A 21137-nucleotide genomic window follows, 5' to 3' on the forward strand; every position below is an offset into this window, starting at 1 on the left:
AGGAGGAAACCCTCCTGTCTTTTGCTTTGCCTGAAGATATGGTAAGCTGATGGATAATTTCACCTCAAAGATAAATACCCCAAAAGGATGAACGATAGGAATGAAAGATCAGTCTCTGAAAAAAATAAAAGAGGTTATTGTTGTTGAAGGTAGAGATGATACAGCCGCAATCAAACGTGCTGTTCGAGCAGATACAATTGAAACTGGTGGATCAGCTATTAACGAATATACGATTCGCAAAATTCGCCTTGCCCAGGAAAAACGGGGGGTCATCATTTTTACTGATCCCGATTATCCGGGAGAGCGCATCCGCAAAATTATCAGCAAGGCTGTACCTGGATGCAAGCATGCCTTTATCACGCAGGAAGATGGCTTGAAAAAAGGAGATGTAGGGGTAGAGAACGCTACGCCAGAAGTAATCATCCGTGCGCTGTCAGAAGTGAGGACAGAGATGCTGGAACAGGAAGATGAGATATCATTTCACGACGTTGTAGAGGCAGGGTTGACTGCTCATCCACAAGCAAAGGAACGCAGAATGAAACTGGGAGAAATCCTCGGCATCGGGTATGCGAATGCACAACAAATGCACAGAAGGCTGAACCAGTTCCAGATCTCTCGCAAAGAGTTCCTTGATGCCATTAGCAAACTGGAGAAGGGAGGGCTTTAGTGTGACGTTCATCGAACAAAAAGATATTGCCACACCGACCCGAACGAAACAGATTCTAGAGAAGTATGGATTCTCGTTCAAGAAGAGTTTGGGACAGAACTTTCTGGTAGATACCAATATCCTGCATAATATTGTAGGAGCGGCGGAACTAACCAAAGAGAAAGCTGTTATTGAAATTGGCCCGGGGATCGGTGCGTTAACGGAGCAACTGTGCCGAGCAGCAGGGAAAGTAATGGCGATTGAAATTGACCAGCGACTGTTGCCGATTCTTCAGGACACGCTTTCCCCGTATGACAATGTAGAAGTCGTCCATGGAGATGTACTCAAATTACATTTAAGTGAGTTAATCAAAGAGAAATTGGACGGGTATCAACAAATTAGTGTTGTGGCCAATCTGCCGTACTACGTGACAAGTCCAATTCTGATGAAACTGTTAGAGGAACAGCTCCCCTTGCAGCATATTGTTGTTATGATCCAGAAAGAAGTTGCGGATCGGATTGCTGCCAAACCGGGTACGAAAGATTATGGCTCGCTAAGTGTCGCTGCACAATTTTATGCCCATGCGGAAATAGCGATGATTGTTCCAGCCAGTGTTTTTGTGCCGAAGCCAAATGTTGATTCTGCTGTATTGAAGTTGTCGATTCGTGAACAGCCCGCTGTTCATGTGGAAAATGAAGAATTGTTTTTCCGTGTGGTACGAGCAAGTTTCGGACAACGCAGGAAAACTCTATTGAATAATCTCACAAGTAATCTGGTAAGCAAGGATCAGAAGGATATTGTTTTGAAGGCGCTGGAGGCTACTGGAATCGATCCTTCAAGACGAGGAGAAACATTATCTATAGAAGAGTTTGCTAAACTGTCAAATTCTTTTGCTGCTTTACTAGGAAAATAAGAAAAACACACCTTTTACGTACATAATCCCTGTGTTGCGTAAAGAAAGGTGTGTTTTTGCCTTATTATAGGCATATTTCAACAAAATCACTGAAAAAATAGTCGTTGACAAAAAGTGAATTTGGTTGCTATAATTTTAAATTTATTTGACACACTAACAGTAGACTGTTATAATAGAAACAAGCGAGGTGGATAATACAAGATGGCCAGAAACGCGTTACTAGATATTAAACGCAGTTTAGACCTTCACATTGGTGAACGCATCCTGTTGAAAGCCAATGGTGGTCGCCGTAAGACCGTCGAGCGGACGGGCATCCTCGAAGAAACTTACCCTTCTGTATTTGTTGTCAAGCTTGATGACGATCAACTGTTTGAGCGTGTCTCTTATAGCTATGCTGATATTTTGACGGAGACAGTAGAGTTGACAGTTTGTCGTGACGAAGAACACATCAGGATTACCTTCATTCAACAGTAGAGCCAATTGGCTCTACTGTTTTTGTTTTGCCAAGTTGGCGCATACTATTCTTGTCAACGAGGAAGGGGGCTGTGAAGCAATGGGTCGCAGACGCGGTATTATGTCGGATCAGTTCAAAATGGAGCTCGCCAAGGATCTAGGAATTTACGAGACGGTCAAACAGGACGGGTGGGGAGGTATCACCACTCGTGATGCAGGTAATCTCGTGAAAAGGGCAATCCAGATAGCCGAAGAAGCGTTAGCCAAGCAAAACACCAATGGAACTCGTTGACAGACAAGGAAGCCGGGGAAAAGTCTCCCTGGCTTTTTTATTTTCTGCTGTATCCGTCTTAAGCAGGAGGCGTTCTCCTTCTTCGGGACAATTGAGGTGCGATGATACATGAAGTACGATGAAATAATAAGATGGTGCATACAGGAGGTTATCATGGACAGGAATGTTGTTGGGGGATTTTTGCTTATTTTGCTGGGAGCATTTCTTTTAACAAGCAAAAGCGATTTCATCGACCCGGGAGTTGTATTTACTTATTTTTGGCCAACACTGTTTATGATACCACTCGGCCTTTTATTTCATTGGTTGTACTTTGTTGTCACCAAGCGAAAGAGTGCAGGGTTGTTAATTCCAGGGGGGATATTGCTTGTAGCGGGGGTTGTATGCCAATTTTCCATGCTGTTTGACCTTTGGGCGTACTTGTGGCCAGGCTTTCCTTTGGCAGTAGCTTTTGGATTGCTTGAATTCTATTGGTTTGGCGGACGCAACAAGTGGTTGCTTATTCCAGTATTCATCCTCGGCAGTTCATCGTTACTTTTCTTTGCCATATTTACTCTGGAGTCTATCCTCCGATTTAATTTTTTGGGACAATCTACTATTGCCATCATTCTCATTGCAGCCGGTTATCTGTACATTAGTAGTAAGAAAAGCAGGGACTTTCACGTTTGATCGGACAGTTACGCATTACGATCCTGAAAAGGGTCGTTTTTTGCATTTATAGCGGGGAAAACCACGGTGAGAATTTCCAGATTGTCTGGGTAAATGATCTCGTAATTTCCTTAACGAAATGTGGTTGATGTAATAACTGGCATGGATGATTCTGCCTATGATAGAATAGGGAATTAGAATTGTTAAGACAGAGGTGAAGACGGTGCGGATCTCAGTCAAAGCGCCAGCCAAAATTAACTTAACGTTGGACGTACTCTCCAAGCGGCCCGACGGTTATCATGAGGTGGAGATGATCATGACTACTGTTGATCTAGCTGATCGGGTGGATCTAACATTGCTTGAACATGATGAGATCACACTTGATTGCTCTGCCAGTTTTGTGCCGGACGACATTCGTAACCATGCATACAAAGCCGCCAAGCTTCTCAAAGAGCTGTATAACGTTCAAAAGGGTGTGCGGATTCATATCGATAAACAAATCCCTGTAGCGGCAGGTTTGGCAGGAGGAAGCAGCGATGCAGCTGCGACGTTGCGAGGATTAAATAAATTGTGGGACCTTAATCTGTCATTGGATGAATTGGCAGAGATAGGCGCTCAGATCGGTTCAGATGTTCCGTTTTGTGTGTACGGCGGAACAGCTTTAGCCAAAGGGAGGGGAGAGCTAATTACGCATTTATCATCTCCTGCACCTTGCTGGGTTGTTTTAGCCAAACCGCCTATCGGAGTGTCAACAGTAGATGTGTACGGCAATCTTCGCGTTCAGGAAATAACAAATCATCCCAATACGAAAGCGATGCTACGTGCGATTGAAGAACAAAATTTCTGGGCAATGGCTTATTCATTAGGAAATGTATTGGAGAATGTCACACTGCAAAAGTATCCGCAAGTGAGGCAGATCAAGCAATTGATGCTGGAATCAGGTGCGGATGGAGTATTGATGTCCGGAAGTGGCCCAACCGTTTATGCCCTGGTTCAAAAAGAGGCAAAAGTTCACCGGATTTATAATGCCTTGCGTGGTTTTGTAAAAGATGTATACGTTGTGCGAATGTTAGGCATGGCAGAAGCAGAAATACTTGCGTAAATCCGTACATAAATGATAAATTAACAACATAATATTCGGATTTTGTTTGGAGGATTCTAGGATGAAGAAAATGCGCAGAAGCGCACGTTTGGTGGATATGACGCAGTACCTGCTTGCACACCCTCATACCTTAATCCCGCTTACGATGTTTTCGGAAGAGTACGGTTCAGCGAAGTCATCCATCAGTGAAGACTTGTCGATCATCAAAGAGGCATTTGAAAGCGAAGGCGTAGGGATTTTGAAGACGGTGGCAGGCGCTGCCGGCGGGGTGAAGTTTATCCCTCGAACAAGTGCAGAGCAGGCAAGCCAATTTATGAAAGAGTTGATTACCCAACTCGAGAAACCAGAGCGATTGTTACCAGGAGGATATCTGTATATGTCAGACATTCTCGGTAATCCAAAGACGCTCGGAAAGATCGGGAAGTTGTTTGCATCGGCATTTGCTGACAAGGATGTCGAAGTCGTCATGACTGTGGAAACAAAAGGTATTCCACTTGCTTATGCAACTGCTACGTACCTTAATGTACCTGTCGTCATTGTTCGTCGGGACAACAAGGTCACAGAAGGATCGGTCGTTAGTATTAACTATGTCTCTGGCTCAAGTAAGCGCATTCAAACGATGTCGCTTGCCAGACGTGCGCTCGCCGAACAATCTCGTGTATTGATTGTGGACGACTTCATGAAAGCGGGCGGAACTATCCGTGGCATGATCGACTTGTTGCAGGAGTTCCAGGCAACAGTGGTTGGCTGCGGAGTGCTGGTTGAGACAGCAGATGTATCGGATCGCCTTGTAGAGGAATATATTTCCTTGGCTAGGCTGCAAGACGTTGATGTGAAAGAAAAGCAAATTGAAATTGAGCTTGGCAGCTATTTCAATCGCTAACAGCATCTATTTCTTAAACGGAAGGGAAGTTCGATCATGATGAGTCAAATTTCTTATGTTTCTACTGATAAAGCTCCTGCGGCAATTGGCCCTTATTCACAAGCAACCAAGGTTGGACCATTTTTGTATACATCTGGACAAATCCCGCTCAAATCAGATGGAAGCCTGGTTACGGGTGATATCGTAGAGCAAACTCATCAAGTATTTGCCAACTTGCAGTCGATCTTAGAAGAAGCGGGTGCTTCCCTGCAACACGTTGTGAAAGCAACTGTGTTTATTAAAGATATGAATGAATTTGCTCGTTTGAACGAGGTGTATGCTCACTATTTTGGTGACCATCGCCCGGCTCGTTCCACTGTTGAAGTAGCGCGTCTTCCAAGAGATGTTCAGGTGGAAATCGAAGTAATTGCATATATCGGTTAGGAATTAAATAAAAATATCCAATTGTTTTACAAATTTTCACATATTCAGAAGGATTAATTAACCATCATGTGGAAATAGGTAGATAAGCCTTATATAGATAAAGGGAGTGAACATGATGGAAGTAACAGACGTAAGACTCCGCCGAGTAAACACGGATGGAAGAATGAAAGCAATTGCATCAATTACGATTGACCATGAATTTGTTGTTCATGACATTCGCGTGATTGATGGCAACAATGGCATGTTTGTAGCTATGCCAAGCAAACGTACACCTGATGGCGAATTCCGTGATATCGCTCATCCAATTTCTTCCACAACTCGTGAAAAAATCCAGCAAGCGGTACTGGCCGAATACGATCGAGTGGGGTTGGAAGAAGAAGCACAAGTTGAAGCTGGTGCTTAATTCTATAACCGCAGAACACTAGGATAAAAATTGTCCTAGTGTTTTTTTATTTAACAAAACGGTTACAACCGTGGTGAAAAACGTCTCGACGTTTTTCATAAAAGTAGATTTGACCGCTTGCGGTCAACAAAACGGTTACAACCGTTTTGTTCCGATTCGGTTGTTATCAGCATAAATATGGAATGAAGGCAAAAAAACACATCAATTTTGTCCATGAAAATCACTCGCCTTCTCTTGAAATCACCATACGATTAAGATATAGTCATGATGGAACTTATATGCTGGAGGTTAATCATGTCTACAATACATGCCGTCGTTCTCGCTGCCGGACAGGGCACGCGAATGAGGTCGAAGCTGTATAAAGTTCTTCATCCTGTATGCGGAAAACCAATGGTACAACATGTGGTAGATACGCTGGAGAACATGCAGGTACAAGACATTGTCGTTGTTGTTGGCCACGGGGCGGAGGCAGTGAAAGAGACGATAGGCGACAGGGTCTCTTATGCACTTCAAGCCCAACAGTTAGGTACTGCACATGCGGTATTGCAAGCGGTTCCGTTCCTGGAAGAAAAGCAAGGGACGACTCTTATTCTTTACGGGGATGTACCACTTTTATCCCAAGAGACTTTGACGGAGCTTTTGCGATTCCATGAGCAACAAGATTCTGCTGCAACCGTTTTGACTGCTACTTTAAGCGACCCTTCCGGATATGGACGAATGGTCCGAAATGAAGTCGGGGAAGTATTGCGAATCGTTGAACACAAGGATGCTACACAAGAAGAAAGAGCCATTACGGAAATCAACACAGGTATCTACTGTTTTGACAACCAAAAACTCTTGCACGCACTATCCCAGGTTCAGAACAACAATGTTCAAGGGGAGTATTACGTAACGGATTGTGTTGGTATACTGCGTGAAGCAGGCGAAAAAGTAACTGCATTTGTTTCCAAAGACCCGGACGAGACGATGGGTGTTAATGATCGTGTGCAGCTTTCCCAAGCGGAAGCTTACATGCGCAAGAGAATTAATGAGAACCATATGCGCAACGGAGTTACGATTATTGATCCGGCCTCAACATATATTGAATCAGGGGTAATCATCGGTTCTGACACGCTTCTTTACCCAGGAACCATTCTTCGTGGAAATACGGAGATTGGCGCTAACTGTGTTATTGGCCCGCAAACTGATTTGAGTAATGTAGTAGTGAAAGATGACGTATCGATTACTTACTCAGTTTTAGTAGAATCCATTGTTGAAGAAAAAGCTACAGTCGGCCCTTACGCTTATGTAAGACCGGGAAGCCACATTGGTCCTCAAGTGAAGGTTGGCGATTTTGTCGAGTTGAAAAACGCCAAGCTGGGTAAAGGAACCAAAGTACCTCATTTGAGCTATGTTGGCGATGCGGAAATTGGCGAAGGTGTAAACATTGGCTGTGGAACGATAACTGTAAATTATGACGGTGCGGTAAAGCACAAAACCATTGTCGGTGACCATTCTTTTGTCGGTTGCAACACGAATTTGGTTGCTCCGGTTCAGGTTGGTAAAGGAGCATACATTGCTGCCGGCTCAACAATCAATCAAGATGTCCCAGATGATGCACTTGCTATAGCTAGGGAACGCCAAGTCAATAAACCAGGCTACGCGGCAAAAATGCCTCGTAAGCACAACAAGGATAAATAACGGGAGGTCTCTTAAGATAATGGCTAATTACCGCGATCCAAAACTGAAGGTATTTACTTGTAATGCGAATCCAGAACTTTCTCGCGAGATCGCTGAGCACATCGGATTGCCGCTCGGAAACGCTTCAGCAGTACGCTTCAGTGATGGTGAATGCCAAATCAAATTGAATGAAAGTGTCCGTGGATGTGACGTGTTCGTTATCCAACCAACTAGTGCTCCAGTTAATGAAAACCTGATGGAACTCCTTGTCATGGTTGATGCGTTGAAGCGTGCTTCTGCCAAGAGTATTAATGTGGTTATCCCTTACTATGGGTATGCTCGTCAAGATCGCAAAGCACGTGCTCGTGATCCGATCACAGCTAAACTGGTAGCAAATCTGATCGAGACTGCAGGCGCTCATCGCCTGATCACGATGGATTTACACGCTACTCAAATCCAGGGCTTCTTCGATATCCCGGTCGATCATTTGCTTGGGGTGCCAATCCTGGCTAATTACTTTAGTGAAAAAGGCTTGAAAGATATCGTTGTCGTTTCACCTGATCATGGCGGTGTAACCCGTGCACGTAAATTGGCTGAGCGTCTGGAAGCTCCGATTGCCATTATCGACAAACGCCGTCCAGAGCCAAACGTTGCCGAAGTAATGAACATTGTTGGTAATATCGAAGGTAAAACAGCTATTATTATTGACGACATTATTGATACGGCAGGAACTATTTCATTGGCAGCAAGTGCATTGGTAGAAGCAGGTGCACGTGATGTTTATGCATGCTGCACACACCCGGTATTGTCCGGTCCTGCTATTGAGCGTATTGCTAACTCCAAAATCCGTGAGTTGGTTGTTACAAACTCAATCCCAATGACTGAAGATAAATTAATCGACAAAATCAAGGTTCTTTCTGTAGCACCAATCATTGGTGAAGCCATTATTCGTGTACATGAAGAACTGTCTGTAAGTAAATTATTCGACTAATATCACCGGAATGTAGTGATCGTTGGTTCAAAACCCCCTCATATGGACAAGCTAGAAAAGAAGGAATTTCTAGTATGTCGAGGGGGTTTTTTGTTGTGCGTACGATTCAAGCGTATACTCGTGAATCTGGAGAAGGCAACGTGAATAAACAGCTCCGACGCAATGGGTGGATTCCTGCTGTTATTTACGGAACGGAAGTATCGAATCTCCCGCTGAAAATAAAGGCGAAAGATTTAGATCAAGCTTTGCGACATCAATCGACGAATCTTCCGTTCATTTTGAGTGTGAATGGAAAAGAACATAATGTGATGGTGTATGAATTGCAACGCCATCCGGTTCAGGGAAATCTTCAGCATGCAGACTTCAAACAAATTAATATGAATGAAAAGGTACATACGTCCGTTCCCATTCATCTGATTGGTGACCCGGAGTACGGAATTGCTTCACTTGTTCGGCATAGTATCGAGATTTCGTGCTTGCCAATGGAAATACCGGAATCCTTCACAGTCGATGTCGAAGGGTTGCAAATTGGTGATGTTGTTCTTGTGAAGGATCTGTCAATTGGCCCGAACATCGATGTAGGCTTGGATGAATTAGAGGTAATCGTTAGTGTATTAGTTCCGAAAGTGAAAACAGGGGAAGCTGAAAATGCGGAAGGTGCTGCTGAAGCCGTCGCAGAAACTGCTGATTCTCCAGTGGAGCAAGCCAAAACCGTATAGCTTCCGTTATGTAAGTGCACCAGAGGAAAAAGGGTGCACTTTTTTTATTTTCACTCAGACCACATACAGGGCGAGCATTTTACGCATCGTATTTGTTCATGTAGAATGAAAGGAAAGGGGTTTAGTGACAAACGGTTTGGAGGAGTTTTTCGTGAAAGTGATTATTGGACTGGGGAATCCCGGCAAAAAATATGAAGATACAAGACATAATGTCGGGTTTATGACCATAGATAAAATTAGTGAAAAATGGAACATCCCTGTGGGACAACAGAAGTTTCGGGCAATTGTCGGGGAAGGCAGGATTAACATGCAAAAAGTCCTCCTTGTAAAGCCGCAAACCTACATGAACTTGTCAGGAGAATCTGTCGCAGAAATTTTAAAGTTCTACAAGTTGAGCCATGAGGATATCCTAGTGATATTCGATGATTTGGATTTACCTGTCGGAAAGCTGCGCCTTCGAGCAAAAGGCAGCGCAGGAGGACACAACGGGATTAAATCGTTGATTGCCCACCTGGGAACGCAAGAATTTAAGAGAATCAAGATCGGCATTGATCGACCGGAATCAGGCAGAAGTGTGAGTGATTACGTGCTAGGTGGATTTTCGAAGGCAGATCAAGGAGAAATCAATCAGGCGATTGAAGTTGCAACAGATGCTGCTTCTGCGTGGATGACGGAAAGTTTTATCAATGTCATGAACAAATATAATCCTGCATAAGTACTGTGAACAGGCACCATTAGTATTTTCCCCCAGAAATTCGTACATACTAGTCATGTAAAGAATGGATGGGGGTGGCTAACAATGAGTTATCGCTATGAATGCCGTTGTTGTGGGATGACAATTGGTGAGATTACTCGCTCTGATGTCTCAGAAGACCAATTAGGACTCAATTCCTTGACCCCAGAAGAACGTCAACATATAATATCCAAAGAACAAGGCGGGGACACGGTAATCCGGATTTTATGTGACTATTGTCTGGATGCATTGGATCAGCATCCGGAATTATCGTTAGTCGGCAACCCGCTCCAATAAGAACGAAGGCTTGCAACGAATTTGGCCTTGGCTTACTGGTAAGCTAAGGCTTATTTTCGCATGAGAGAAAGGCCGGAGAGGAGACTATTGAATGCAAGTCATCATCAATCCCTTGAGAGAAGACTCCAATTTTGGGACAATTGCTGCCGGCTTGTCACGGGGATTACATGAACAATTAATTGCTGGTCTCGCGGGTTCTTCGCGCCAGGTGCTAATGGCTGCATTGTATCAGGAAGTGAAGCGGCCGATTTGTATTGTGACGCATAACATGTACCAGGCACAAAAGGTATATGAGGATCTAACCGAATTGGTAGCAAGCGACCAACTGCTGTTATTCCCTGCCAATGAGTTGATCGGTTCGGAGATGGCGATTGCCAGTCCGGAGATGCTAGCCCAGCGGATACAAGTTTTTAACCGTTTAGCCCATGGCTTTACGGGTATTTTAGTTGTGCCATTTGCGGGTATCAGACGCTACATCGTCCCTTCCGACGTATGGAGAAGCTCCCAGATTGAGCTGCAAGTAGGCGATCAACTAGATTTGGATCAGTTTCTTGCTAGGTTGATAGAGCTTGGCTATGAACGGGTTGACCTAGTGGAACGAAAAGGGGAGATCAGTGTTCGTGGCGGCATTATCGACCTGTATCCGATTGATTCCGAGTGGCCGTTGCGTATTGAATTGTTCGATGTGGAGATTGACTCCATTCGTACGTTTGACATGGCAACCCAACGCTCCAAGGAAACGGTTCAGAAGTATTCTGTAGGGCCTGTCAAAGAGATGATCGTAACAGAACAGGCGTTGAAAGAAGCTGCTGTCCGTCTTGAGAAAAAGCTGGGAGAAACAATCGCCAAAGTCAAAGACACCGTGACCAAAGAGCGCTTGATGAAGAAAATCGGTGGGGATGTCGAGCTGCTGCAGCAAGGGCATCGATTTGCGCATCTTTACAGCTATATCTCAGCCATTTACCCGATGAATGAGACTATTCTTAACTATTTGCCGAGTGACACAGTTTTGCTTTTCGATGAACCTTCTCGCGTATTAGAAACTGCTGGGCAGTTACATAAAGAAGAGACGGAGTGGCTTACAGCTAGAAGTAATGATGGCGAGTTCATGTTCAACCTGGAGCTCTCCACCAGCTATGATGAGATAGTCCATGAATCAAAAAAACGACAGCTATTATATTTATCGCTGTTTCTGCGTCAAATCCCAAAAACACAGCCACAAAATATCGTCAACTTCAACTGTAGAACCATGCAAAATTTCCACGGTCAAATGAACGTGCTCAAGAACGAACTGAACCGATGGAAAAAGGGACAGAATCAAATCCTCTTCATTGCAGCAGATGCAGAACGGGCAAAGAGACTGGAACGTGTGCTTCATGATTATGAGATGGAAGCGGATTTGTTGTTGGAACCGGTTACAGCCGTGCCACCAGGGAGACCTGCCATCATTATTGGGAATCTGCAATCGGGCTTTGAGTTGCCATTGAACCGTTTAGTTGTGGTGACGGAAGGGGAAGTTTTTACCGCCAAGCAGCGTAAAGCTCGCAAGGTACAGCAGAACATGAGCAATGCCGAACGCATCAAGAATTACCTTGAACTGAAGCCCGGAGATTACGTCGTACACATCAATCACGGGATCGGCAAGTACCTTGGCATTGAAACGAAAGAGATTCTCGGGATACACAAAGATTACTTGCACATTCGTTATGCAGGCGGAGATAGCTTGTTCGTCCCGATTGAACAGATTGATCACGTTCAGAAGTATGTTGCAAGTGAAGAGAATGAACCGAAAGTATACAGTTTGGGAGGCAGTGAGTGGAAGCGGGTTAAGAACAAGGTGAAATCTTCTGTGAAGGATATTGCAGAAGATTTGATCAAGCTTTACGCTGCTCGTGAATCTGCCGTAGGATATGCGTTTAGTCAGGATACGACAGAGCAACGTGAATTCGAAGCCATGTTCCCGTATCAAGAGACAAATGATCAGATTCGCGCAATCGCTGAGGTCAAAACAGACATGGAACGAAAGCGTCCAATGGATCGTCTAGTATGTGGGGACGTAGGTTACGGCAAGACGGAAGTAGCGATTCGAGCCGCTTTCAAATCGGCCATGGAAGGCAAGCAGGTTGCTGTCCTCGTGCCTACAACCATTCTGGCGCAACAGCATTTTCAGACGTTCTCCGAGCGTTTTGCGGACTATCCGATTCGTGTCGAAGTGTTAAGTCGATTCCGCACTCGCAAAGACCAGACAGCCACGATGAAGGGGCTGAAAGAAGGAACAGTCGATGTAGTCATCGGTACGCATCGATTGCTTTCCAAGGATATCAAGTTCCGTGATCTAGGACTGCTTATTGTCGACGAGGAGCAACGATTCGGGGTAAGTCACAAGGAAAAGTTAAAACAATTCAAGACAAATGTAGACGTTATTACATTAACTGCGACTCCGATACCGCGTACCCTCCATATGTCCATGTTGGGTGTACGTGATTTGTCTGTCATCGAGACACCTCCAGAGAATCGTTTTCCTGTGCAGACCTACGTACTTGAGTACAATCCGACACTCGTCCGAGAAGCAATCGAGCGTGAGTTGGCAAGGGAAGGGCAAGTATTCTTCCTGTACAATCAGGTCCAAGGGATTGAACAGATGGCCGAACATATCTCCATGCTTGTCCCAGAAGCCCGTGTTGCCGTCGCTCACGGACAGATGAACGAAGGGGAGCTGGAGAGTGTCATTCTTGATTTCCTTGATGGTCAATACGATGTGTTAGTCAGCACAACCATCATCGAGACAGGTGTTGACATCCCGAATGTAAATACGTTGATTATTTACAATGCTGATAAAATGGGACTTTCCCAGTTGTATCAGTTGCGTGGGCGTGTCGGTCGATCGAACCGAATTGCCTTTGCTTATTTCACGTATCAAAAAGACAAAGTCCTTACAGAAGTGGCGGAGAAGAGGCTGCAAGCAATTAAAGAATTCACTGAGCTTGGCTCCGGATTTAAAATTGCGATGCGAGACTTGGCTATTCGTGGTGCCGGTAACTTGCTTGGAGCCGAACAACATGGCTTTATTAATACAGTTGGTTTTGATTTATACACCCAAATGTTGAAAGAAGCCATTGATGAACTCAGAGGTGAAACCAAACAGGAAGCTGTCTCTCCTGTGGAAATCAACATTCAATTGGATGCCTACATTCCTTCCCTGTACATTACTGATTCTCGACAGAAGATCGAGATGTACAAGAAGTTCGTAGCTGCCTCTTCGTTGGAAGAAGTGGATGATCTGGCAGAAGAGTTAATTGACCGTTTTGGCGATATTCCAAAACCGGTAGAGAACTTGCTGATGATTGCCAGACTGCGAGTGTTTGCCATCCGCCATCATATTGTCGAAATTAGCCAGAAAGACCCTGACGTCATCAAAATTCACCTGCATCCTAGTCAAAACACCAACATTGACGGTGGCGCATTGTTCACGCTGACGAACAAGTGGGATCGTCGTGTGGGTCTCTCAGGTGGACAACAAATCATCATTACTGTTAAAGTAAAAGGGTTGAGCGCAGAAGACAGCGTCAAGATGGTCGAAAAGCTGCTCAGCGAATTCCACCAGGTTCGGAAAGATACTGCGGCAGACGCTTCCTTTGCGACGTAAAGGCATAGGTACTGAAGCAGAACAGAAGGGAGTTTTCTCAATGACAAAAGGCAAGAAAACGACTGCCAAGCGTTTCTTGATGGTATTGTCGACAACGACATTAGCGATTGCACTTTTGGCTGGCTGTGGAAAAAGTGATAACCAAGCGCAGCAACCAGCTCAACCTGGTCAGTCACAACCTGCTCCGGGAGCAGACCAAAATAATAATGCAGCCACTGACCCACTTGCTCAATTCCCGCCGTTGAAAGTTCCATTCACGATTGGTGCAGAAGATGCAGTAGTGGAGTACAAAGATGGAAAGCTGACAGGGAAGCAGTTCGAGACGTTCCTCAGAACGATTTCCTTCTTTAACCCGCAACAACGGGAAATGATTGAAGCTGCCGACAAGACAGCTCTACAAAACTACGTGCGTGAGTACACAGGTACGATCATTTTAGCTTCTCGTGCGGACGCAAAGGCGAAGGATGCGGCAAGCAAGCAATCAGAAGCAACCTACGCTGGCCTCAAAGGGCAGTACGTGCAAATGCTAAACAATGATGAAGCTAATTACAAAAAGCTTCTCGAAACGCATGGACTGACAGAAGAAGAGCTGAAAAATCAGATGACGTTGATCAACAGTTCGATTGAGGTATTGAAGAGCAGTGTAACCGAAGCAGAGCTGAACAAAGAGTACGAAGCGAATAAAGATGCCTATACCAAGGCTTCTGTTCGCCATATTCTCATTGGAACCGAAAAGCGTAAACCGGAAGAAGCTTTGAAGCTCGCTAATGATCTGGTTACTCGCTTGAAAAAAGGTGAAGACTTCGCAAAACTTGCGAAAGAATTTACTGACGATCCAGGCAGCAAGGAAACAGGCGGACTTTATGAGAATGCTGATGTGAACGACTGGGTACCAGAGTTCAAAAAGGCTGCTCTGACACAACCATTGAATGAAATCGGTGCACCTGTAAAAACGGATTACGGTTACCACATTATCCGTGTTGAAGCTCGTTCCAAAAATGAAGAAAAACTTCGCGCACAAGCACTGCAAGTTGGCTATGACAAATTCCTCAAAGAAGAGCTGGACAAGCTTGTAACCAAATGGAATATTCCTGAACCAACGCCAGCTAAAAAATAGCAGAAAAACAGGGGATCGATGCGATTCCCTGTTTTTTCGTTTTGTTGAATAATCTTGAAGGCTAAGTGAATACTAAAGTCACTCGCTACCACCCGGGGGAGAGTACAACCAACATAGGTAATCATTGGAAGAGCCAAGACATAGTAAAAATACGTATTTTCGGAAATGATACAGCTAACCTCAGAAGTTTCACTACCCAACTTCTCAAGAAAGCGAGGCAACATGACTATGAAAGCAACAGGTATTGTTCGTCGAATTGACGACCTCGGACGGGTCGTGATCCCAAAGGAAATCCGTCGTACGCTGCGCATTCGTGAAGGTGACCCTCTTGAGATTTTTGTTGATCGTGATGGCGAAGTTATTCTGAAGAAATATTCGCCAATTGGTGAATTGGGCGATTTTGCTAAAGAATATGCTGACTCCCTATTCGAAAGCTTAAATCACATCGTTTTGATTTCAGACCGTGATACAGTTATTGCTGTCTCCGGAACCTCGAAAAAGGAATACATGGAGAAACCAGTTGGAAATATCGTGGAAAAGGCTTTGGAAGACCGCAAAAGCCGCTTGGAGAAGAACCCGGGGCAGTATGAAATTTGTCGTGACATGAATGAACAGTACTCATCCTTCGTAGTGTCACCAATTGTAGCGGGAGGCGACCCGATTGGAGCAGTCATTTTGATCAGCAAAAATGATACTGCGAAAATGGGCGATCTAGAAGTGAAAATGGCAGAAACAGCAGCAGGCTTCCTTGCGAAACAGATGGAGCAATAAAACGGCTAATCGCCGTTTTATTGCTGCCCGCAAGCGGGCACATTTAAGTTTTATGAAAAACGTCGAGACGTTTTTCACTTAAGCATGGCCAACAGCCGTTTTATTGCTGCCCGCCTGCGGGCACATTTAAGTTTTATGAAAAACGTCGAGACGTTTTTTACTAAGCATGGCTAACAGCCGTTTTATTGCTACCATTCCGGCAGAGCAATCCCAATTATATGGGGTTGCTTTTTTTATTGTTTCCGCCGAGTTGGTGTGGAATTTGGGGCACCGCCCAACGGTAGCATTTGCTTCCGTCGAGTGGGTGTCGTTACGGTGGGTTATGGTATAATAGACAAAGTTTGTTGGTTGAGAGGGGAACACACATGATGTCAGCAAGAAAAGGCGCCAACCATTTTGTGAAAGGGGCTGCCATTTTAGGTATTGCAGGCTTGATCTCAAAACTGTTGGGTGCAGTTTATCGAATACCTTACCAGAATATTGCAGGTGATATCGGCCTTTATGTATACATGCAGGTCTATCCACTCTATACAACACTGTTAATCCTTGCAACAGCAGGGTTTCCAATCGCAATCTCCAAAATTGTTTCAGAACGGGTAGCCATCGGGGATTATCGAGGGGCGAGTAAATCATTCCGTATTGCCAGCATTGTACTAGGCATACTTGGTGTTTTCTTTTTTCTCTTGTTGTATTTTGGCGCTCCGTTAATCGCCAAATTAATGGGGGACGAGCAATTGACCTTGCCGCTGCGTGCGGTTGCCTGGTCGCTGCCACTTGTACCTGCTGTGGCCATTATGAGAGGGTATTTCCAAGGTCATCAAAACATGGTGCCAACAGGTGTGTCGCAAGTTATTGAACAGTTGATTCGTGTGATTTTTATTTTGGTAGCAGCGTACTGGATGATGGCATCCTATCAGGACGCATATTTGGCAGGGGCAGGTGCAGTTTTTGCAGCCTTCCCGGGAGCATTGGGTGCTATTCTGGTATTGTTCTACTACTGGAGAAAGCTTAGCAGAAGCAATGCGTGGAATAACAGTCCTACACAGAAGCAACGGGTTCCAGCGTTAAAAAACAAAGCCATTATTCGAAGCCTGCTTTATTACGCTCTCCCCATTTGTCTTGGTGCACTGGTACTACCGCTTGTTCCATTGGTCGACTCGGTAACCGTGGTAAATATGATGTTGTGGAGCGGAGTGGAAGAAGAAGCAGCCAAATTGCTCAAGGGAGCGTTTGATCGAGGACAACCTCTGATTCAATTTGGTACTTTTTTTGCAACCTCGCTTTCATTGGCATTGGTTCCTGCGATCAGTGAAGCAGTCGCACAAAAACAGCATCAAATGATTGCCAACCGCACCGATGTAGCAATCCGGTTGACACTTTTGCTTGGTCTTCCTGCAACTTTCGGCCTCACGTTACTTGCCGAGCCAATCAACATCATGTTGTACGGTGATTCAAGTGGTACACAAGCATTGGCAATACAGGCGTTTACGATTGTCTTTGCTACGTTGGGTATTGCAACATCAGGAATTTTGCAAGGGCTCGGTTTGGTCATGCTTCCTGCCCGGCATTTATCGTATGGTGTGTTGGTTAAACTAATCCTGAACATCGCACTGATTCCAATGATGGGAATATCCGGTGCGGCAATAGCAACCGTGTGTGCGTATATCGTAGCAATGGTGTTCAACATGTTTTCTATTGTAAAGCATACCAGTGTTGTCATTAGTATCCGTAAAATGGTGATAAAACCGCTTTTTGCTGTCGCAATCATGTCTGTGATTGTCCTTCTGGTTGAATGGGTGACTGCAGCTGTGATAGGCTCTTCTGGGCTGTCTACACGTCTAGCCAACACCATTATCGGAATTATTGCAGTGGCTGCAGGCGGCCTCACCTATGGAATTGCCCTTCTTCAGGTTGGTGGAGTCACGAGTGCTGACCTGCGTTTTTTACCAAAAGGACAACGGATTACGGCTATTCTACAAAAAGCAAAATTACTGCGTTATTAATAACACGCATTTACGAAGGAGGTAGGAAACAATGGCTTCCACCATACATGTCATTGGTTTAGGTGCCGGAGATATAGACCAACTGCCGTTAGGAACCTATCGATTGTTACAACAGGCAAAAACACTATACCTGAGAACCTCGGAACATCCCGTAGTTACTCACCTGCGAGAAGAGGGTATCGAGTTCCAGTCATTTGATGCTGTCTACGAGCAGCATGGCACATTTGATGCTGTCTACTCCACAATTGCTGCTGAACTGTTATACGAAGCAAACAAGCATGGGGAAATTGTCTATGCCGTCCCTGGTCATCCGCTTGTGGCAGAACGAACTGTCCAACTGCTGCTGGAGGAAGGTCCTAAACAGGAGGTGACCATTCTTGTGAAGGGTGGTCAAAGCTTCCTTGATCCACTTTTTGCCCGATTGCAAGTAGATCCCATCGAGGGATTTAGTTTGCTGGATGCGACAAGCATGCGAGTAGAGCAGGTGAATCCACTTTTACATACCGTGATTGCGCAAGTATATGATCGAATTGTTGCTTCCGATGTGAAACTGACCTTGATGGAGGTATTTCCAGACGAGTATCCGGTGACAGTGGTTACCGCTGTGGGTGTACAAGCGATGGAAAAGGTCGAAACAGTCCCTCTGTATGAACTCGACCATGTTGATCATCTGGGCAATTTGAGCCTTGTGTATGTTGGGCCAACAGAGGATGAGAGCGTGACAAACCGTCAATTCTCTACACTCAAAGAAATTGTATCCATTTTGCGAAGCCCTGAGGGTTGCCCGTGGGATCGTGAACAGACACATCAAAGCATCCGCAAAAATCTGATTGAAGAAGCATACGAGGTTGTTGAAACCATCGATGATGATGATCCGGAAGCCATGTGTGAAGAACTCGGCGATTTGATGTTGCAAATCATGCTTCACTCTCAAATGGCTTCTGAGGATGGAGATTTTACGGTAGAGGATGTCATTGCTGCCATTAATGAAAAGCTGATTCGGCGCCACCCGCATGTATTTGGAGAGCGTGCAGCCAGCAACTCGGACGAAGCTTTCGCCAACTGGGAAGAGATTAAGGCACAGGAGAAAGCAGCCAAGGGGCATGATCCGGTAACGATTTCAAAATTGGCTGGAATTCCGAGAGATTTGCCTAGTCTCATGTTTGCGTACAAATTACAGAAAAAGGCCGCCGCTGTAGGCTTTGACTGGGATGATGTGGCTGATGTTCACCGCAAAATTGAGGAAGAGTATCAGGAATTGAAACAGGCGGATAAGGATGAGCAAGCGGGCGAACTGGGTGACCTGCTGTTTGCTGTTGTCAATCTGGCTCGTTTCCTCAAAATTGATCCGGAAGAAGCGCTATCCATGACAAACCGCAAATTCCAAAATCGTTTTGCTTACATCGAGCAGAAACTTAGGGAAGCGAACCGTTCCTTTGAGGAAACGGATTTGGCGGAGATGGATGCGTGGTGGGAAGAAGCAAAACAATTCTCATAAAAATAGATTTTTGATAAAGGGAAGGGGTCAACGATCGATGCGATTAGATAAATTTCTCAAAGTATCTCGACTGATTAAACGACGCACGTTAGCGAAAGATGTTTGCGACCAGGGAAGAATCGAAATTAATGATCGACCTGCGAAAGCTTCCAGCAATGTGAAGATTGGCGACAAGCTGGCGATCCGTTTTGGGCAAAAGGTAGTCGTGGTTGCAGTAGACGATATTAAAGAAAATCCTCGAAAAGAAGAGGCAGCTTCTCTTTATCATGTGATTGGTGAAATTCCAGTTCCTCGTGATGAAAAGGAAGAGGAAGAATACATGCGTTAATCAGGTTCTAAATACGAATCCCTCCCCATAACAATAGTACAAGTACGACTTGTCTGTTACCGAAAGGTCTTGTCAAAATGGAGGAGGGTTTTCCATGATTGAACCAAATAAAAGGGCTCGCCATGAAGTCGTAATGATTAATCGACGCAGCCTTGCCATCTCGGGAGTGAAAAATGTAGAAAGCTTTGACAGTGAGGAATTCCTGCTTGAAACAGAAGGCGGTTTCCTGACGATTCGCGGGCAAAATCTGCATATGAAGAACTTGAGCTTAGAAACAGGCGAGGTTGCCATTGAAGGACTCGTACACGAAATGGGTTATCTCGAACAGGGGCAGGCCGGGGATCGGTCAAAAGGATTCTTCGGTAAGTTGTTCAAGTGAGTATCTCCGTTCAGCTTCAGACAGTCGTGTCCATGGCGCTATGTGGTTGTCTGATGGGAGTGGGTTTTGATACCTATCAGTATTTTCGGGATAAAGCTCGTTTTCCCGTCTGGCTTACCTTTATCCTGGATCTGTTTTTTTGGATGGCGAGTATCGGTGTTATATTTTACGTGCTTGTGGAAGTCAATCAGGGGATTGTTCGTTTTCCTATTTTCATAAGTGTTTTAGTAGGCGCATGGTTGTACTTTCTCCTAGGAAGTAAGACATATATTCAATTTCTTATAGCCGTGATAAAATTTTGTAGATGGTTATATTCTACCATACTGCTAATTATTGACATACTGCTTGTTCGTCCGTTCATGTTTATTTATCGACTTATTTATATGATCGTTGCTTTTATCCTTTCTGTTATGCTGACAATAGGTGGTTATTTGTGGCGAGTGATCCTGTGGATTTCTTCACCGTTCGCCACCTGGGGTCAAAGACTGGGGAAAAGTATCTCTTCTCAAATAAAAGGATTTTGGAAGCAAACCAAGAATTGGATTAGCAACAAATGGATAAAAAGGAAAAAACCAGAGGAGTAGTCTCTGATGAAAGTTATCTTGGAGGAGGTGGAGATCAAGTATGAAGAACGGAACTACGCAAGCTAACAGGAACAAGCAACGACGCAGAATTCGCCTTGTTCTGTTCATTATGCTTGGCTTCTCAGCCTGGACATGCTATACATTGTATACGCAAAGCGGGGATCTTGCCCAAAAGCAAATGGAACTGGAAGAGCTGAATAAAGAGGCTCTGGCAGTGAAAGAAACACAAAGTGAACTGAATTATAAAGTAAGTCGTCTGAATGACAAAGAATATATTGCGGAACTGGCAAGAAAAGACTATTTCTTGGCTAAGCCGGGTGAAGTAATCTATGTATTGCCGAACAAATAGAGGGTAGCGGATCGCTGCACTCTTTTTTTTATTTTTTTTCGTTGACAAGAATAGATTGTTTATACTAAAATACTTTTTGTGTCATTAAACATGGCGGTGTAGCTCAGCTGGCTAGAGCGCTCGGTTCATACCCGAAAGGTCGGGGGTTCGACTCCCTCCGCCGCTACCATTTTTGACCTAAAACTTCATGGCCCGTTGGTGAAGCGGTTTAACACAGCAGCCTTTCACGCTGTCATTCAGGGGTTCGAATCCCCTACGGGTCACCATTCTATTACAAGCTAAGCACTCTATTAGACAGGGTGT

At 44.8% G+C, this 21137-nt stretch carries 23 protein-coding genes and 2 tRNA genes; all 25 read left to right on the plus strand.

Annotated elements, in window-relative coordinates:
* Positions 1-100 precede the first annotated feature (100 nt).
* The 25 genes from rnmV to ACPW7N_RS15210 all read left to right on the plus strand — a co-directional run bounded on the left by rnmV (position 101) and on the right by ACPW7N_RS15210 (position 21100).
* A complete protein-coding gene (rnmV, locus tag ACPW7N_RS15090; RefSeq protein WP_425651930.1) occupies positions 101-667 on the plus strand; it encodes a ribonuclease M5 in 567 nt (188 codons plus the stop codon).
* Between the two features lies 1 nt (position 668).
* A complete protein-coding gene (rsmA, locus tag ACPW7N_RS15095) occupies positions 669-1559 on the plus strand; it encodes a 16S rRNA (adenine(1518)-N(6)/adenine(1519)-N(6))-dimethyltransferase RsmA (RefSeq protein WP_425651931.1) in 891 nt (296 codons plus the stop codon).
* 201 nt (positions 1560-1760) lie between these two features.
* Positions 1761-2033: a biofilm formation stimulator Veg gene (gene veg / locus ACPW7N_RS15100; protein WP_425651932.1), complete on the plus strand. Its 273-nt coding sequence runs from the start codon at positions 1761-1763 to the stop codon at positions 2031-2033.
* Between the two features lie 79 nt (positions 2034-2112).
* On the plus strand, positions 2113-2304 hold the full coding sequence (locus ACPW7N_RS15105; protein ID WP_425651933.1) for a small, acid-soluble spore protein, alpha/beta type: 192 nt from the start codon (positions 2113-2115) through the stop codon (positions 2302-2304).
* A gap of 153 nt (positions 2305-2457) precedes the next feature.
* Positions 2458-2970, plus strand: a complete 513-nt coding sequence (locus ACPW7N_RS15110; protein WP_425651934.1) for a hypothetical protein — start codon at positions 2458-2460, stop codon at positions 2968-2970.
* A gap of 202 nt (positions 2971-3172) precedes the next feature.
* On the plus strand, positions 3173-4051 hold the full coding sequence (gene ispE, locus ACPW7N_RS15115) for a 4-(cytidine 5'-diphospho)-2-C-methyl-D-erythritol kinase (protein ID WP_425651935.1): 879 nt from the start codon (positions 3173-3175) through the stop codon (positions 4049-4051).
* A gap of 61 nt (positions 4052-4112) precedes the next feature.
* A complete protein-coding gene (purR, locus tag ACPW7N_RS15120) occupies positions 4113-4934 on the plus strand; it encodes a pur operon repressor (protein ID WP_425651936.1) in 822 nt (273 codons plus the stop codon).
* Between the two features lie 39 nt (positions 4935-4973).
* Complete coding sequence (locus ACPW7N_RS15125; RefSeq protein ID WP_425651978.1) at positions 4974-5357, plus strand: RidA family protein; 384 nt, start codon at positions 4974-4976, stop codon at positions 5355-5357.
* A 115-nt stretch (positions 5358-5472) separates the two neighbouring features.
* Positions 5473-5760: a septation regulator SpoVG gene (spoVG, locus tag ACPW7N_RS15130; protein ID WP_425651979.1), complete on the plus strand. Its 288-nt coding sequence runs from the start codon at positions 5473-5475 to the stop codon at positions 5758-5760.
* Between the two features lie 294 nt (positions 5761-6054).
* The gene (gene glmU / locus ACPW7N_RS15135; protein ID WP_425651937.1) at positions 6055-7440 is read left to right on the plus strand and encodes a bifunctional UDP-N-acetylglucosamine diphosphorylase/glucosamine-1-phosphate N-acetyltransferase GlmU; all 1386 of its coding nucleotides are present in this window, start codon (positions 6055-6057) and stop codon (positions 7438-7440) included.
* Between the two features lie 19 nt (positions 7441-7459).
* Positions 7460-8410, plus strand: a complete 951-nt coding sequence (locus ACPW7N_RS15140) for a ribose-phosphate diphosphokinase (RefSeq protein ID WP_425651938.1) — start codon at positions 7460-7462, stop codon at positions 8408-8410.
* 95 nt (positions 8411-8505) lie between these two features.
* The gene (locus tag ACPW7N_RS15145) at positions 8506-9129 is read left to right on the plus strand and encodes a 50S ribosomal protein L25 (protein WP_425651939.1); all 624 of its coding nucleotides are present in this window, start codon (positions 8506-8508) and stop codon (positions 9127-9129) included.
* Positions 9130-9280: 151 nt separating this feature from the next.
* On the plus strand, positions 9281-9844 hold the full coding sequence (gene pth / locus ACPW7N_RS15150; protein ID WP_425651940.1) for an aminoacyl-tRNA hydrolase: 564 nt from the start codon (positions 9281-9283) through the stop codon (positions 9842-9844).
* Positions 9845-9928: 84 nt separating this feature from the next.
* Entirely contained in the window at positions 9929-10159 is a 231-nt protein-coding gene (locus ACPW7N_RS15155; RefSeq protein WP_425651941.1) for an anti-sigma-F factor Fin, read from the plus strand.
* Between the two features lie 91 nt (positions 10160-10250).
* Entirely contained in the window at positions 10251-13805 is a 3555-nt protein-coding gene (gene mfd / locus ACPW7N_RS15160) for a transcription-repair coupling factor (protein WP_425651942.1), read from the plus strand.
* Between the two features lie 40 nt (positions 13806-13845).
* On the plus strand, positions 13846-14922 hold the full coding sequence (locus ACPW7N_RS15165; RefSeq protein WP_425651943.1) for a peptidylprolyl isomerase: 1077 nt from the start codon (positions 13846-13848) through the stop codon (positions 14920-14922).
* 228 nt (positions 14923-15150) lie between these two features.
* Entirely contained in the window at positions 15151-15693 is a 543-nt protein-coding gene (spoVT, locus tag ACPW7N_RS15170; RefSeq protein ID WP_425651980.1) for a stage V sporulation protein T, read from the plus strand.
* 368 nt (positions 15694-16061) lie between these two features.
* Entirely contained in the window at positions 16062-17696 is a 1635-nt protein-coding gene (locus ACPW7N_RS15175; RefSeq protein WP_425651981.1) for a putative polysaccharide biosynthesis protein, read from the plus strand.
* Positions 17697-17727: 31 nt separating this feature from the next.
* Positions 17728-19194, plus strand: coding sequence for a bifunctional methyltransferase/pyrophosphohydrolase YabN (yabN, locus tag ACPW7N_RS15180; RefSeq protein WP_425651944.1), 1467 nt, complete (start codon positions 17728-17730; stop codon positions 19192-19194).
* A gap of 37 nt (positions 19195-19231) precedes the next feature.
* On the plus strand, positions 19232-19522 hold the full coding sequence (locus ACPW7N_RS15185) for an RNA-binding S4 domain-containing protein (RefSeq protein WP_425651945.1): 291 nt from the start codon (positions 19232-19234) through the stop codon (positions 19520-19522).
* 94 nt (positions 19523-19616) lie between these two features.
* Entirely contained in the window at positions 19617-19901 is a 285-nt protein-coding gene (yabP, locus tag ACPW7N_RS15190) for a sporulation protein YabP (protein WP_425651946.1), read from the plus strand.
* Complete coding sequence (yabQ, locus tag ACPW7N_RS15195; protein ID WP_425651947.1) at positions 19898-20485, plus strand: spore cortex biosynthesis protein YabQ; 588 nt, start codon at positions 19898-19900, stop codon at positions 20483-20485. Before yabP ends, yabQ begins: the two co-directional genes overlap by 4 nt.
* A 40-nt stretch (positions 20486-20525) precedes the next feature.
* On the plus strand, positions 20526-20834 hold the full coding sequence (locus tag ACPW7N_RS15200; RefSeq protein WP_425651948.1) for an FtsB family cell division protein: 309 nt from the start codon (positions 20526-20528) through the stop codon (positions 20832-20834).
* A gap of 92 nt (positions 20835-20926) precedes the next feature.
* Positions 20927-21003, plus strand: a tRNA-Met gene (locus ACPW7N_RS15205).
* A 20-nt stretch (positions 21004-21023) separates the two neighbouring features.
* Positions 21024-21100 (plus strand) — tRNA-Glu (locus ACPW7N_RS15210).
* Positions 21101-21137: the final 37 nt, after the last annotated feature.

This window comes from Brevibacillus nigriterrae (genome assembly GCF_049846925.1).
In the GTDB taxonomy this organism is placed as follows: Bacteria; Bacillota; Bacilli; order Brevibacillales; family Brevibacillaceae; genus Brevibacillus_H.